Genomic DNA, 16,443 nt, shown 5'->3' on the forward strand with positions numbered 1-16,443 from the left:
CGATGACAGGATACTTTCTCCAAGCCTTCATCTATTTGGTTGCTGCGGTTATAGCGGTTCCTCTAGCTAAACGTTTTGGGTTAGGTTCGGTGCTAGGATATCTGATTGCAGGTGTCGTCATTGGGCCAGTTATTGGGTTGGTCGGCGAAGAGACCAGTGTTATTCAACACTTTGCCGAATTTGGTGTGGTGATGATGCTGTTTGTGGTGGGGTTAGAACTAGAACCTAAGATGTTATGGGGGATGCGGCATCGATTAATGGGACTCGGCGGACTGCAAGTTGTACTAACGGCATTCGCAGTCATGGGCATCGCTATCTGGCTTGAGTTTCAATGGAGTATCGCACTCACGATAGGGCTGGTTTTTGCGCTGTCGTCGACAGCGATAGTGTTGCAAACCTTCAATGAGAAAGGGCTCGGTAAAACGGAAGGTGGCCGTAATGCGTTCTCTGTGTTGCTATTTCAAGATATGGCCGTGATCCCAATGCTTGCCTTTATTCCGTTACTCGCCTTACCTGATTTAGTCGATAAGGCACAATTAGTGACGACGAGCGCAGCACAACAGCATGATGACATAAGTTTAGTGGCTGGACTGCCTTCATGGGCCTATGCCATGGTGATAACCACGGCCATAGCAGGATTAGTGGTGGCTGGCCATTACCTTAGTCGTCCACTATTTCGATTTGTTGCTAGTTCTGGGTTGAGGGAGATTTTTACCGCTACTGCGTTGATGTTGGTGATAGGAATTGCCACATTAATGAGTTTAGTAGATTTATCTCCGGCATTAGGCACTTTTTTAGCGGGAGTGATTTTAGCTAACAGTGAATTTCGTCATGAGCTTGAATCCAACATCGATCCCTTTAAAGGCTTATTGCTAGGACTGTTTTTTATCACTGTAGGAGCGGGGATTGATTTTGCGATATTGTGGCAACAATTAGGGATTATTATCCTGTTGACCCTAGGGCTGATGCTGCTAAAAGCCTTTGTGTTATTGATACTCAGTGTATTGTTTAAGATCCGTAAAAGCGACCGCTGGTTATTTGCCCTTAGTCTAGCGCAAGCGGGGGAGTTTGGTTTTGTCCTCTTGAGTTTCTCGGTGCAAAATCATGTTTTGCCGACAGACATGGCGCAGACTTTATCCCTGGTCGTGGCAATCAGTATGTTCTTAACTCCAGGGTTATTTATCGCCTTTGAAAAGTTAATTCAACCGCGTTATCGGGTCGCTAAAAGTGAACGAAAGGCCGATGATATCGACGAGCTAGGCACGGTTATCATTGCTGGTATGGGACGTTTCGGTCAGGTGGTCAATCGTCTTTTGACCGCTAATGGTGTCAAAACCGTAGTGCTGGACCATGATATTAGCCAGATCGATGTATTACGTAAGATAAACATCAAGAGTTATTTTGGTGATGCCAGTCGCGCCGATCTACTGCATACCGCTGGTATCGAAGAGGCATCTTTGTTGGTGGTCTCTATGGATAACCCTGACAGTGCCACCGAGGTGGTCAAGTATGTGAAGAAAACCTATCCACAGGTCAAAGTGTTAGCGCGGGCATTCGACCGCGGCCACGCTTATATGCTTCGTAGTGCAGGGGCGGATTATATTCAAAAAGAGACATTGTTATCAGCGTTAGAATTGGGTGCCGATGCAATGAGATGTTTAGGCTTTCATCCATTTCATGTTGAGCAGCAGAAAAATATATTTAGACGGGTAGAGAAGCGCAGCTCAGATATTCTTTATCAGGCTTGGTGTGATGACAGCTCTGGTGAACGCTTCGATAACAATTACCGTAAATTATTTATCGAGCTTGAAGAAACGATTAAGAAAGAAATGCTTGCCGACCGAAGTGATAAACATGCCACCAGTGAGCGTGGTTGGACGCCACCACCGAAAGGCTATGATGAGATACTCGAGGGTGAGGAGCCGCTGCCATTAACGCCTGCTGAGGATCAGATCAAGCCTTAAGGGCCAAGAGACTGGGTTGTAACGCCTCGGGCAGTGCCAGCTGCATTGGCTCATGACTCACGGGGCAGGTGAAATTTAGGAAGCATGCGGTTAATTGCAGGTTTGGATCGCCTTCCACTGCAGCGCCATGTTGCCTGTCACCAATGACAGGATAACCCATGCTAGCCATGTGGATTCGAATTTGGTGCTTACGACCCGTTTCTATTTTGACTTGGACCAACGAGCGATTATTGTCGCCATCGTACTCCACCAAGTGAGCATGAGAACACGCACTTTTGCCATCGACATCTGTTGTTATCGTTTGCTGTTGTTGGGGAAATTCACCCGCAACAATTACGCGGTATTGTTTATCGAGTTGACGATGTTCAAATTGTGCGGCCAGCGCTGCGGTGGTGGTTTTGCTGTGACCAATAATGACTAAACCCGTTGCAGCTCTATCGAGTCGGTGAATGATAAACGCCGGACGCTGCGGGGTAAGGTGAGTTTCGACAAAGCGATTGATGGTGGTGTGGTCGCTCCATTTTGATCCCTGACATAACATGCCGTACGGCTTATACCAAATGCTATAGTCGCCCTTATCGAGTAATAATTGGGCGTCATCGACGGTTTGAGCCAGCACATCTGCGTTGTAGTATAGGTGCAGCTGATCGTCGACTTTTAACGATTTTTTTGCTCGCCTTAAGCGCTGGGTATACTTACCACGAGTCAGCCATACAGCGCCTTTTGCCATTGCCTGCTTGATAGTCTGTTTCGAGTGCTGACTTTGCTTAGCTAATAAACTACAGGCATCGCTACTTGGATCGGTAACGGTTATATGGCATTCGCACTTACTTTGACTCATGGTGGAGATGATCTACTTTGGCTGTTGGACAGCGCCAGTTTACACCATTTTAACGCTATTTAGTGAACCCAATTCATGCTCAGTTTCAATCCCAATCGGTATACTCACAGTGCGGCTGATTAGTGCTATACTCATTTTGATTTCTCTATACCGTCGTGATAGCTAATACCAACTTAGTATAACGATGTGTTTGCAACGAGTGAAAAGCCTAGTTGAACTAGGGCCAAACTCGTTAACACAGCATCAAAAGTGCTAAAACTCGCCGGTTAGGTGTGTTTTTGGCTTACGACTTCTGCGTTGAATGGTCTGACAAGGGAACAAGCATTCCTTCATCGATTCGCCTTGTGAATGAGTTGCCAAAAAACACGCTGAGTAGACCACTTTCTTATACTGATTGGTATAAGATCGATAAAAAGTGGAAATAAGCATAGGGACAGAGCCTGTCAACTCAGGGAGAGAAGTATGCTGCATGTTATCGTTAGAGTCGGTATTCTGTTGTTGGTTTTGTTTAGTCAATTGATATGGGCCGATCCTACTCAAACTCCAAGTCAAGTACGTTATAACCTGTCTGATGAATATATTGATCTCAAGCAAACTTACTTTATCGACCTGTTAAGGTTAGCGATGGAGAAGAGCCAGCAGCAGTATGGCGATTTCGAGTTGCAAGCCGTAGCAATCGATATGCCTCAGCGTAGAGCTATCAAGTCTGTGCAAGAGTCCGAACTGGATGTTGTTTGGACCATGAGCTCTATCGAAAGAGAACAACAATTAAAGCCTGTCTATTTCCCTTTGTTGAAAGGGCTTTTGGGCTATCGCATTGCCGTTATCCGCAAAGAAGATGAAGATAAATTTATTGATATTAATGACCTAGAAGAACTGCAAAGGATCCCCGTAGGCCAAGGGCTTGATTGGCCCGATAGTGATATTCTTCAAAAACAAGGCTTTACCTTAGTCCGAGGCGCCGACCATAATCTCCTAACAATGCTCAATAAAAAACGTTTTGATTACTATCTTCGAGGAATACATGAGCCTTGGAGCGAACTCGTCGGTCGATCCAATTTGATGGTCGAGACAACTTTCGTCATCATTTATCCTGCCCCAATCTATTTTTTTGTTAGACAAGATAATGATTTATTAGCCGAAAGAATTGAATATGGTCTTAGGGCCGCTTTGGCCGATGGCAGTTTTGACAGCCTATTTTATGATCACGCAATCACTCGCGGCGTACTAGAGCGTGTTAACCTTCTTACACGTCGAGAGTTTAGAATTGATAATCCGTTTTTGTCCGATAGCTCTAAGAACTTATTGAGTGAAAGGCAGTTATGGTTTAATGAATAATTGTTTTCGCTAATGTATTTGCGTTGACCTCATATTAGGTAAAATCGATGCCTTGCCGAGTAACGAACTCGTTAAGCCGATTGACTATAATTTAATCCGATTTCAGGTTCTCTAGTATTTACCTTCGTCATAATGAAGCATATCGAATTAATAAGCTCAGGCTATTAAAAGTTAAATTCATTCTTGGTATTAAAGTGGTGATTTAATCTTGCTGTGATCTATAAATAAGACTAAATTCATAGCAGTAGAGTATGTTTTTTAAACAGTTCACCTAGGCGTGTCGGTATAGTGGAATTAAAATTCGATAAGGATTACTCGATTAACGCGTCTTGAAATTAAGGTTGTCTTTATGATCCATAATGAACAAATGACGTTAGTGTTAGAGGCATTACCCGATCCTGCGTTCATTTTATCGAAAAGCGGTAAATATATTGCCGTGTTTGGTGGTAAAGATAGCCGTTATTATCATGATGGTAGCAACTTAGTCGGATTGACCCTTGACGAGGTGTTGACTCCGAATAAGGCAAATTGGTTTTTAAGCATCATTGAGCGCGCACTTAGCAGTAAAAAATTACAGGTCGAAGAGTATGAACTAAGCAACAAGGATGTAAAAGGCTTGCCTGATGAAGGACCTGCACAGCCAATTTGGTTCGAGGGACGTATTCAAGCGCTGGATTTTTTAGTTGATGACGAAGAGGTTGTACTTTGGGTTGCTAGTAATATTTCCCAACGGCATGAGTTTGAAATCCAACTGCGAGAACTTAGTGATACCGATCAATTAACGGGACTGTTTAATCGGCGTCGTTTAGAGCGAGATTTAACCTTTCAATATGACAGTTTACAACGCTACGGCATTCCGACCGCTATTTTAATGTTAGATTTAGATCACTTAAAATTGATCAACGATAAATTGGGTCATCAGGTCGGTGATGAGACGATTGTTGCCGTTGCCAAAACTTGTAGAATTCATTTTAGAAAAACCGATAGCGCTTATCGTTATGGTGGTGATGAGTTTGTGATCTCGCTACCAGGAACAAACCAAGATCAATCTATGGCATTTGCAGAACACCTCAGGCTTGCTTTTAATGACGAGTTACAAAAACTGGCTCGAGATGGATTGTTTGCTACAGTAAGCATTGGTGTCGCGACGATTGAGCCGCAAGACGACTCCTATGAAGATACCCTGAAACGAGCGGATATCGCCCTTTATCAAGCTAAGCATGCGGGGAAAAATCGGGTGGCTATAGCACAGAGTTAACTTTAGGCTGTCGTATTTTCGTTGCCAGTTGCTACTGCCTAAAACGATATCGCCGTAATATTAAACTCGATCCTCAAACTCAAGTTGTTAAAGCCCTTATTGAATTAGTCTTGTTGCGATAAAAGCGATCACCAGCATGGTTATCGTGTTTTAGGTTCATTTTCTGACACTTTCCCCATGCTTTAATGCAAATTCACTTGTCCTTGAGCGTTGACGAGCATACTGTTAATAGTAATTGTTCTCATTATAGTGGTTGCATTATGTGGTTTTCTAGTGCGAGAAGGGGTTGAGTTATGGAAGTACATTTACAAGCAAAGATTAAACATTGGCTCAGTCTCGATGCTGATGAAAAGAGTCGTAAACAGATCCACACTTTGCTTGATAACGGTGATAGTGACGAATTAGCCAAGCGATTTAGCGGGCGTCTTATGTTTGGCACCGCAGGTATTCGTGGTGTGGTGGGAGCTGGCCCAATGAGAATGAACCGTTTAGTGGTTCAACAAACATCGAAAGGGGTGGCTGAATACCTTAAAGCTCAGATAAAGGATGCGTCAACTCGCGGCGTTATTATCGGTTACGATGGTCGCCATGATTCAAAGCAGTTTGCCCATGATACCGCAGCCGTTTTAACGAGTGCAGGTATTAAGGTTTACCTTACCGAGAAGGTTGCAGCTACGCCGCTAGTTGCCTTTGGGGTGCTGCATTTACATGCGGCGGCGGGCATTGTTGTTACCGCGAGTCATAATCCACCGCAATACAATGGCTATAAAGTTTACTGGGAGAATGGTGCACAGATCATTCCTCCTCATGATAGTGGAATCGCAGCGCGTATCGAGCATGCTGCAACTCAGCCTATATTGCTAATGAGCCATAATGAGGCTATTGCCTCTGGTCAGTTAATCATACTGGGTGACGATTTTTATCAAGCCTATCGTTGTGCTATTAAACAAGCGATCACTTTGCAAAATCATACCGTACCAGCGCGAGTGAGTTTAGCTTATACAGCAATGCATGGAGTTGGTGCTGACATGGCCGAAACTGTGCTCAAGGATGCGGGGTTTACCCAGGTCTATTCGGTGGCTGCGCAGCGAGAGCCCGATGGCGATTTTCCAACGGTTAATTTTCCAAACCCAGAAGAAGCTGGAGCGATGGATTTGGTGATGGCAGAGGCGCATAAACACTCGGCTATGCTAGCGTGTGCAAACGATCCCGATGCTGATCGATTTGCGGTGGCAGTTAGGAAACTTGAGGCCGTAGCTGATATGGCCGCCAGTGAGGCATATCAAATGTTGACAGGTGATCAGGTTGGGGTGTTGTTGGGGCATTATCTATTGTCTCATGCTCCCGATAATCAAAGGCTGACGTGCCGAACGATAGTGTCATCTAGCTTGTTATCTAAGATTAGCGCCTCGATGAATGGCATATGTGAAACCACGTTAACAGGCTTTAAATGGCTCACGAACGTGGGGATGGCAAAGCAAACTCGAGATAATCAATTCTTGTTTGCCTACGAAGAGGCGCTGGGCTACACCATAGGCAGTATGGTGTGGGACAAAGATGGTCTATCTGCCTTAGTGGCCTTTGCTCAGTTGACCGCTGAGCTTGCTGCGAACAATCAAACCATTTGGGATAGGCTAGAAATTATCTATCGTGAGCACGGGTTTTACCTCAATCAACAGGTTAGCATTGCGCTAACAGCAGATAGCGGCGCTCCCACTATTGGTGAGCAGCTAAGAGCATTGGCACCGAGTCAAATTGCTGGTCGAGCAGTGGTATCGGTCGATGATATCAGCGTTGGCACGCGCTATTATGCGGACGGTCGTGAGGAGGTTATCGACTTGCCCGATAGCGATGTGCTTATCTATCAGCTCGATGATGGTGCTAGGGTTATCGTTCGCCCGTCAGGTACTGAACCTAAGGTGAAATGTTACTACGAAGTGGTCGAGCAGTTTGTTGATACAGATAGCTTACAAACGGTGCAAGCGCGTGCAGCGCAGTCAATGGCTAAGTTGATTAAGAGCCATCAACAAGAGTTGCCAGGTTAATCCTCTTTAAAGTTAATTTGTCCCTACAGACACTATGTTGTCAGTAGGGACACGTTAAGATCGTTATGTCACTCAGTATTTTACAGGATATTGAGCTCCGATATCGGTACCGAGATAACAAGCAAAATGTGATGTTACAACAAGCACCTTTGGTTTGGGGCTAAATTGCCGCAAGCAGCAGTCACTATTTTGCGGTTATTGATGGCAACCAAAGAGGGCAATGTGGTTTTAGCTGCTTGTTTATGGCCTTGCTGAGGTGGTGAACTCGGTGATGACTTTCGACATATCAGGGCCGATCGCATTACTGGGCTTGTGTGCCTCGATCGGTTTTTGCGGCCACACCGGGGCAGGAACTCGAGGATTTTATTGATTTGATGCAACAAAAACAGGCCAACAAGGAGATTACTAATCACTTACTAATCAATAGTATGACGAAGTCTGATCTTTCGTCGTTAGTGATTTTTGATGGCGTATGTAATTTATGTCATGGGGCGGTGAGGTTTATTATCGCCCGTGACCCCAAGGCGGTGTTTCAATTTGTTGCCTTGCAGACTCCCATTGCGCAAGCTTTGCTTGCTAAGGCATCTATTTCACCATTAGCGGCACAAGCGGATACCGTCTACTTGATAAAAGATGGCGAGGTTTTTATCAAGAGTGAGGCAGCAATTGAAATTGCTAAATCTTTAACGGGTTATTGGCCTTGGTTGCGTGTTCTGCGCTGGTTGCCGCTGGGGCTACGTGATTGGGGGTATGATTTTATTGCGCGCAATCGTTACCGCTTATTTGGCCAACGCCCGCTCTGTTTAATGCCTGATGATGAAACCAAAAGCCGCTTCGTTGAATAAGGCGGCTCGTTGGAGATAAGATAGGGTTTATTTCTGCGCGTGTTTACGGCTAACCCTTAGTTCAAAGTTAACTGTTATTTTAACGATAACAATTGCGGTAAAAATAACGAGTCTTGTAGCGCTATCTCTCTTTGCTCTTCAATCACTTGCTGCAAAATATCGTGACCTGTTAGTGGGTTGGCTAATACCACCCTAAACACCACTGAGGTTAAGCCTAAGTTATTGTCTGGTGTGATGCGGGTACGCGATACAAATGACTTCCCCTGTTCTCGTTGACGTTTTTGTATAAACTTGGTTAAGCCATCGAGTTGCTGGTTTATTCGGGTGACTAAGTCGAGATTGTCATCCAGCACCGCCTGTTTGAGTAAAGTCTGCACCTTGGCGGGTACATAACGATAGGTCAGTAGGCATAGCTCTGGCGCAGACACCAACTGAAAATCCTCTTGCTGTTGAATAAGCTCGGCAAAATCGCGCGCCTTTTCTAGGCTGTTGTTGATCAGAATTTCATAGCCGTGACGGCCAATCACCTGTAAGCAAGCATGCACTAACATCGCCATGCCCGGGCGTGAGCCCTCCAAGGTTTGGCTGCCTAAATCTTTAGAACCCTTACGCAGAATATACTCAGCGTGATGCTTAATAGCGTTGGCAAATTCAGGGTCTTTAAATAACACCATACCTGCGCCCATAGGGACATACATCTGTTTATGGGCATCGATGGTGACTGAATCGGCACGTTCAATCCCCGCCAATAGATGGCGATACTTATTCGATAGTAGACTCGCGCCGCCCCATGCTGCATCAACGTGAAAATGGCAATTAAGCTCAGATGCTAATGTCGCTAGCTCGTTCAGGGGATCAATATTGCCTGTTTCTGTTGTACCCGCCACGCCAACAATCGCCATCAGCTTAATATTACGTGACTCAAGTTCGATGGCCGCCGCGCGCATCTTAGCTACATCGACCTTGTTATCTTTGGCACAGGGAATGCTGATGATGTTGTCGCGGCCGATCCCAAGCAGATCGGCAGCTTTGCCTAGTGAATAATGGCCACGGGTTGAGACCAAAATAGCTAAATCGTCATAGCCATAATGGCGCAGACCCGCCATCAGTCCAGATGCCGCGATGCCTTTAAAATTGCCATCTGCTTTAAGTAGGCGGTTACGGGCGATCCATAGCGCGGTAATATTGGCGACCGTACCGCCAGAGCAAAATGCCCCCAGTGAGTGACTTGCGCTGTGCATCCAGTTGTCATAAAAATCATCACTTTGGCCATATACCATATGGTGCATCATGCCGAGCACTTGGCGCTCTAATGGGGTAAAGGCTTTTGAGGTTTCAATTTTGACTAAGTTCTGATTTAGCCCCACCATCATCTTCGATAATGGCAGCACGAAATAGGGCAGAGCAGAGGTCATATGACCGATAAAGCTCGGCGCAGAGGTATGTACGCTGTGAGCGATTAAGGTCTGCATCATCTGCTCGGCATAATCGGATACAAAGCTAGGTGAAGTCGGGATTTGATGGGCCTGAAAATCTTTCTCTATTTCAGTTAAGGGTTTCTCGACGGCAACGATATTTTCTTTTAAGAATCCCATTAAGTTTTCAGATAGATTTTTTTCAATCTGACTCAAGGTTGAGTTGGGCGCTTCTGGCAAAGTGAAAATACGCAGTAACGCTTCTTCAGAGGCTGTTGCTTGTCGTGTCTGCTTAGATGTCATCGAGGTGCATCGCTTAACTTGTGTCTGTTTTATAATAGAAAACAGGCGGACGAAAAAGGGAGCTAACTTTACTGTAAGCTTTATACCGCATCAAGGGGGAAAAGTGAAATGAGTAGCGGTAGGGGCGTAAAGCCCTGAGAGAACCCTGGGAGTGTTAACGCTGGTTAATTCCAGGGCATTTTATGTTAATGGGCTTTGGGATTAATGACCTAGCCGATACAAGCGGGCGATATTCACTGCGCAGTGGTAAAGGTTGTCTTTGGCACTGGCCAATACATGTTCCAACGCCATGGCTCTAGGAGTTATCGAGAATATTGCATCGATACCGTGATCGAGTAATACATTAGCATCATCACTCACGCAGCCTGCGATAGCGATAACAGGAATGCCTTGTTTATTGGCTTCGCGTGTGACTCCCATTGGCGTTTTACCATGTAATGTTTGGCTGTCGAGGCGACCCTCTCCGGTGATCACTAGGTCTGCCCCATTGAGCGCACTGGCTAGGTCGACCGTTTTCATGACGATATCGATACCAGGTTTGAGCTCGGCGTTGAGATAAGCAAGTACAGCAAATCCCATACCTCCAGCCGCGCCCGATCCTGGCGTATGACGATGTTCTGTTAATATGGTTTTAGAGGTGATGTCGGCAAAATGGGACAACGCACTGTCGAGGCATTCGGCCATCGCTGGTGTTGCTCCTTTTTGTGGACCAAAGACTGCCGATGCGCCCTTTTCGCCACAAAGTGGATTGTTAACATCGCAAGCGACCTCTATTTGGCAGCGGTAAAGTAATGGGTGCACCTGACTGATATCGATAGTGTGCAGCGCTTCAAGCCCTGCACCGCCGGCATTAATCGGTTGACCGTTCTTATCGAGTAGTTGCACGCCGAGCGCTTGTAGCATACCCGCTCCAGCATCATTGGTGGCACTGCCACCTAAGCCGATAATAATATGTTTTATGCCAGCATTAAGGGCGTGACAGATCAGTTCGCCAGTGCCGTAACTAGTTGTCAGTTGCGGGTTACGCTGGCCGACCGGAACATGATGTAGTCCAGATGCCGCGGCCATCTCGATCACGGCCGTTTGGGTACTGTTTACACTTGTGCCTAAATGCTCGTTGCCCAAAATACCATAATGAGCCGTGACAGGTTTGCCAAGGGGGCCGACCACCTCGAGTTCAATGATTTTGCCGTTTGTCGCATCCACCATTGATTGCACTGTCCCTTCACCTCCGTCAGCAACGGGGACCTTGACATAGTCAGCATTGGGTAGCACATGACGAAATCCACGTTCAATCTCGTTGGCAACTTCCATAGCGCTCAGGCTTTCTTTGTATGAATCGGGCGCAATGACTATTTTCATTGATATTTCCTATACGTCAGGGATAGAACATCTGTTAATGGCTGCCATGATACCAAAGGGTATCACGGCAGCCATTGTCGCTTTTAGAGTAAAACGAGGCTAAGTAGGTAGACTAAAATCATGGCGGTAACGCCTTGTATTAAAGTTGCCATGGTCTGCGCTTTATAAGCCTGCTTTACGCTCATGCGGCTAAACTGAGTGACAACCCAAAAGAAGCTGTCGTTAGCATGGGATACGGTCATTGCACCTGCGCCAATGGCCATTACTGTGAGCACGCGCCCCATGTCGCTAGCAAGTCCGATATCTCCAAGCATGGGAGCAACTAGCGCTGAGGTTGCCACTAAGGCCACAGTTGAAGAACCTTGGGCAGATTTTAGCGCCGCAGCGACAATAAATGGCATAAAGATGCCGATCCCCAGTGCCGATAATGAGCTTCCTAAGAAATTACCAATTTCGGTGGCTTTTAACACCGCACCAAACGCGCCGCCAGCACCTGTAATAAGAAGGATAGGCGCTGCAACGACTAGCCCTTGGCTGATGCGCTCACTGAACTCCTTAATTTTGTCATCACTTTTAAGTAGAGATAGAGATAAAAAGAGACCTATCATCAAGGCGTTCACTGGCTGGCCTAGGAAGGCGAATATTTCAAAAAACGAGCCTTCACCTAGGGGATGAGAGGGAAACTTGGCGATAGATCCCAAGCAGATCAGCAAGATAGGAACAAAGATAGGTGCAAACGCTTTCGTTGGGCTAGGTAATGTGCCATAAGCGGCTTTTAAACTATCAAACTCTTCTACGCTGTTTTTAAGCTCCTCAGCACCTTCACCATCGGGTTCAACATTGGCAAAACGATTGGCCCACAACATGCCCGCTAGGGCTGCAATGGCCGCTACAAATATACCCACACCGATGACTAAGCCGAGATTTGATTCAAGGCCTAAGTTACCTGCCGCTGCTATAGGGCCTGGTGTTGGCGGTACAAAGGTGTGAGTGGCGTAAAGGCCTGTGGCCAGTGCGACACTCATTGATACGCTTGAGACCTTCATACGATTGGCCATCGATTGTTTCAGTGAGTTTAAGATCACAAAGCCAGAGTCACAAAATACGGGTATCGAAACTAGATAGCCGATAACAGACATGGTGAGCGTTGGAAAGCGTTTACCGAGCACTTTAATGACCACATCCGCCATGGTAATTGCTGCGCCACTTTTTTCAAGTATGGTGCCAATAATCGTCCCCAAAACAATCACTAAACCGATATAACCGAGGATCCCACCAAAACCGGATGTGATGGTTTTAGCGATATCGGCACTTGGCAGGCCATAGGCAAATGCGGCAATAAATGACGCAATAATAAGGGTTAAAAACGGATGTAGCTTAAATTTGGATGTCGCAATAACGATAAACGCGATCACGGCTAGCAGAATCAGTACTAGGCTCATAGGGTGCCCCTGTATTTGGGTTATATTTATTTGATTGTTAGAACATTGACCCGCATAGTCAGCGCCACTTAAGGTGAGGGCTAAGGTATTTCAGGCTATGGATATTATCCGTACATTAGGATAATTAGGCTTTATCAAAGGTGACAAATTTATCAGGATTTTATGAGGGTTTTTTGTGCAATTGCACATTCATGGGCCAGATTAAGTCTGGGTGACTGTAAAACGGGCAGTATGCTTGTCACCCATGCTGTTGTGTTATGCGGTCAATTGATCATCGGTTTGCTGCAAAGCGAATTCGTTGCGGCAGGCATCACCGAAGGCTTTAAATAACTTGATTGAATCGGGATTGTCATTTGCTTGCCATTCAGGATGCCACTGCACGCCAAGAATAAACTGTCCATAGGCTGGGCCATGAATAGCTTCTACTAAACCATCTTCGGCATGGGCAAGGGGTTCGAGACCTTTACCTAAGGTACAGATCCCTTGACCGTGGAGCGAGTTAATGGTGATTTTGTCCCCCAGTAGCGCATGCAGCCAAGTGTTAGGTTCGATATTGATGCTATGGCGCGGGCCGTACTGCTCCTCTATCGAGGTGTTTGGGTCTTCACGATGATCATTTAGATGGTCTTCAGCATAAACCTTTTGATGCAGATCGCCGCCCAAGGCCACGTTTAGCTCTTGCATGCCACGGCAGATCCCTAAGATCGGCAGTTTACGTTCAATTGCACCACGTATAATAGCCAAATCGAACAGATCGCGGTTCACATCTTGGGCTTTCTCCGGAGTCAAGTTTTCCTGTCCATACAGACTCGGGTCGATATTTGAACCCGCACCAGAAAGATAAACACCATCAACCATATCTAGATATTGGTCGATATCTTCGATACCAAAACAGGTAGGGACTAGCAGTGGAATACAGTCGGCAATATCGACGATAGGCTGCATATACTTGTGGGTCATGACTTGATAAGGATGACCGTTACGGTCTTGTTGACCCATAGTCATTAATATCGTGGGTTTCTTAGCGGTTTTTTTTTGTGTTATTGGCATAGATCACCTGATGAATAAATGGAGTATGAGTTTATATTTGTACCGATTGTTCTCGCTGTGTCGATAGCGATGACCATCGTTCACGCACAGTTTAATGGCGCTTTAAACAGATTAGACAAATTTCAGTCTGCCTATTGGTGTTCATTATGTCAAACGTTTTGGTTGTAATTAATTACATTTAGAGTAGTGGATTTAGATCTAAGGGGAGATTTTTGACTTGGTTGGATTTCCAATGAAAGTCATGAGATTCTGGATTTTAGTTTAATGGATATATAACGCTGTGAAGTGTCTACTGTTCTAGGGGCTTACGACTAGCTGACTTTGGGGCAAAAACACGTTAGTTTTTAACTCTGAATTCACACCAATGTGGCTAAATTGAAGAGGCGTTAGAGACAGGTGTAAGCGCAGTTTTGGCCCTTGGCGGCAGGGTCGCTCTCTGACATCCATGTCATCGCGGCATTTGTGAATCCATTCACGTCAGATGCCGCCGTGGAGCGTATAGGGATGACTCACGACGATATCCCTATCTAAAAGCCAGTTCGGCAATCCCTGCCTCTCGTTCGTAAGCACGAAGCTGCGCTTCACTCACCGAGCCAAAAGAGTGCTTGCACATAAAGCGTGCGGCAGGCAATTAGCAACCATAAAGGTGTGACCTTCAAACACACTTAACAAATAAGATGCGGCCAAACGCTACTCAAGCAACCCAAAAATACTAACCCTTCATTCGACGAGGAATTCATCTGATCGCTAAATAATGACTTCACTGCCATGACAGCGTAAAATCACGCCTCATTATAGCTGTGCTGGCTTTGTGCCGTACTAGCCTTGTTTCGCTCTCTGTTACCGTTAAGATGTCAACAATCTATGTACCAAGCTCAGCACTGTTTTACCGCGTTTAAATCGCCGATCGATAGTTATCAACTCCCTGAACGTTTTACCTTTCCGTTTTATTATGAGCCGCACCCTTTGTGTGTATTGGCGGCGAAGGAGCTACAAGCTTATCTGAGTAGCCAAACGGATTGGCAACATAACTTTGGCTTAGGCAAGGACACAAACAAGATTATCGGCAAGATGTTTGGTGTGCTTCTCGTTCGCAATAACGGTGGCGAGCTCGGCTACTTGGCGGCATTTTCTGGCAAGCTGGCAGAGCAAAATCTTATCGATGGTTTTGTGCCGCCTATATTCGATATGTTGACTAAAGACAGCTTTTTTCATGCTGAGCAACAGGGGATTAATCAGTTAACCCGTGAGTTAACCGAGCTTGAGGGCTCGAGTGAGCTATCGGAGTTAAGAGAGCGGTTAGCCACATTAGAACAAGAGGCTGATGATGAGCTTGAAGCCATGCGCGCGACGATTATCGAAGGGCGTAAAGTGCGCAAATTAAAGCGCGCTCAGGCTGAAGCTGAATTATCACAACAGTCGTTGGCAGGGTTAAATGTGCAACTGGGCAAGGAGAGTGTGGCGGAAAAGAATCGGCTCAAAGCGATAAAGCGGCATTGGGATGGCCTTATTGCAGAGGTGAGCGACTCACTACAATTGTTAGAGACTGAGATTGAATCGCTTAAAGCACAGCGAGCAACACAGTCTAACGCCTTGCAGCAAAAGTTGTTTGCACAGTATCGGTTTTTAAATCAAGCGGGAGAGCTGCGCGACCTTAATCAGATTTTTAAAGATGCGCCAAATCAGCAGCCGCCAGCAGGGGCAGGTGAGTGCGCGGCGCCTAAGTTATTGCAATATGCTTTTGCTCATGGATTGACTCCGCTAGCGATAGCCGAGTTCTGGTGGGGGGCATCGCCCAAGTCAGAGGTCAAACAACATAAGCAGTTTTATGGTGCTTGTCATGGTAAATGCCAGCCAATTTTGAACCATATGCTCAAAGGTATTGAGATGGATGACAATCCATTATTGAGTAATCCCGCTGAAGGTAAAGTTATCGATATTTTGTACCAAGATGAGGCGATGGCGGTGATCAATAAGCCGGCTGAGTTTTTGTCGGTGCCAGGCAAGAATATCAGTGATTCAGTTTATGCACGGATGAAGCAGCGGTTTCCTACTGCGACTGGACCTTTGATCGTGCATCGTTTGGATATGTCGACCTCGGGGCTGATGGTTATCGCATTGAGCAAAGAGGCGAATAGGACGCTGGTACAGCAGTTTATTGGCCGTACGGTAGAGAAACGTTATGTGGCTAAACTGGCGGGCATTGTCGCAGGTGAACAGGGTGAGATTAGCTTGCCACTGCGAGTCGACCTTGACGATAGGCCGCGTCAGCTGGTCTGTTTTGAACATGGTAAACATGCACATACTCTATGGCAGGTTAAGGCGCGAGACGATAACCACACTTGGTTATATCTCTATCCGCAAACAGGTCGTACCCATCAACTGCGGGTGCATTGTGCCCATATTGATGGGCTTGATCTGCCGATCATTGGCGATGATCTCTATGGCGCGCGCGCTAACCGTTTGCATCTGCACGCCGAGCGCTTAGTGCTTAATCATCCTATTACGGGTGAGCGACTGACCTTTGAAGTTGACGCTGAATTTTAATGGCCTTTTTAAATGGTTCATTTTTTACTGTCA

11 protein-coding genes are annotated in these 16,443 nt (G+C 46.0%); 6 read left to right on the forward strand and 5 right to left on the reverse strand.

Annotated elements, in window-relative coordinates:
• The first annotated feature begins 2 nt into the window (after positions 1–2).
• Positions 3–1,964 (forward strand): monovalent cation:proton antiporter-2 (CPA2) family protein, encoded by a 1,962-nt coding sequence (locus K0I62_RS06480; protein WP_220070668.1) that lies wholly within the window; start codon positions 3–5, stop codon positions 1,962–1,964.
• Here K0I62_RS06480 and K0I62_RS06485 read toward each other — a convergent pair.
• Entirely contained in the window at positions 1,954–2,805 is an 852-nt protein-coding gene (locus K0I62_RS06485; RefSeq protein ID WP_220070669.1) for an RluA family pseudouridine synthase, read from the reverse strand. The two genes, K0I62_RS06480 and K0I62_RS06485, sit on opposite strands and share 11 nt — an antisense overlap.
• 462 nt (positions 2,806–3,267) lie before the next feature.
• Between K0I62_RS06485 and K0I62_RS06490 the strand changes: the two genes are divergently transcribed.
• The 4 genes from K0I62_RS06490 to K0I62_RS06505 all read left to right on the forward strand — a co-directional run bounded on the left by K0I62_RS06490 (position 3,268) and on the right by K0I62_RS06505 (position 8,291).
• Positions 3,268–4,143, forward strand: coding sequence for a substrate-binding periplasmic protein (locus K0I62_RS06490; protein WP_220070670.1), 876 nt, complete (start codon positions 3,268–3,270; stop codon positions 4,141–4,143).
• 349 nt (positions 4,144–4,492) lie between these two features.
• Positions 4,493–5,401 (forward strand): sensor domain-containing diguanylate cyclase, encoded by a 909-nt coding sequence (locus K0I62_RS06495; RefSeq protein ID WP_220070671.1) that lies wholly within the window; start codon positions 4,493–4,495, stop codon positions 5,399–5,401.
• Between the two features lie 293 nt (positions 5,402–5,694).
• Entirely contained in the window at positions 5,695–7,446 is a 1,752-nt protein-coding gene (locus K0I62_RS06500; protein ID WP_220070672.1) for a phospho-sugar mutase, read from the forward strand.
• A 374-nt stretch (positions 7,447–7,820) separates the two neighbouring features.
• Positions 7,821–8,291, forward strand: coding sequence for a thiol-disulfide oxidoreductase DCC family protein (locus tag K0I62_RS06505; protein ID WP_258405096.1), 471 nt, complete (start codon positions 7,821–7,823; stop codon positions 8,289–8,291).
• A gap of 74 nt (positions 8,292–8,365) precedes the next feature.
• On the opposite strand, the gene panP is transcribed toward K0I62_RS06505, so the two are convergent.
• The 4 genes from panP to K0I62_RS06525 form a co-directional block, all read right to left on the reverse strand.
• Complete coding sequence (gene panP, locus K0I62_RS06510; protein ID WP_220070673.1) at positions 8,366–10,009, reverse strand: pyridoxal-dependent aspartate 1-decarboxylase PanP; 1,644 nt, start codon at positions 10,007–10,009, stop codon at positions 8,366–8,368.
• Positions 10,010–10,210: 201 nt separating this feature from the next.
• On the reverse strand, positions 10,211–11,371 hold the full coding sequence (locus K0I62_RS06515) for a glycerate kinase (protein ID WP_220070674.1): 1,161 nt from the start codon (positions 11,369–11,371) through the stop codon (positions 10,211–10,213).
• Between the two features lie 83 nt (positions 11,372–11,454).
• On the reverse strand, positions 11,455–12,813 hold the full coding sequence (locus K0I62_RS06520; RefSeq protein WP_220070675.1) for a GntP family permease: 1,359 nt from the start codon (positions 12,811–12,813) through the stop codon (positions 11,455–11,457).
• 255 nt (positions 12,814–13,068) lie between these two features.
• Positions 13,069–13,863 (reverse strand): gamma-glutamyl-gamma-aminobutyrate hydrolase family protein, encoded by a 795-nt coding sequence (locus tag K0I62_RS06525; RefSeq protein WP_220070676.1) that lies wholly within the window; start codon positions 13,861–13,863, stop codon positions 13,069–13,071.
• Positions 13,864–14,727: 864 nt separating this feature from the next.
• Here K0I62_RS06525 and K0I62_RS06530 point away from each other — a divergent pair.
• A complete protein-coding gene (locus tag K0I62_RS06530; protein WP_220070677.1) occupies positions 14,728–16,410 on the forward strand; it encodes an RluA family pseudouridine synthase in 1,683 nt (560 codons plus the stop codon).
• The last annotated feature ends 33 nt before the right edge of the window (positions 16,411–16,443 follow it).

Origin of the sequence: Shewanella psychrotolerans, assembly GCF_019457595.1 — a bacterium.
GTDB lineage: Bacteria > Pseudomonadota > Gammaproteobacteria > Enterobacterales > Shewanellaceae > Shewanella > Shewanella psychrotolerans.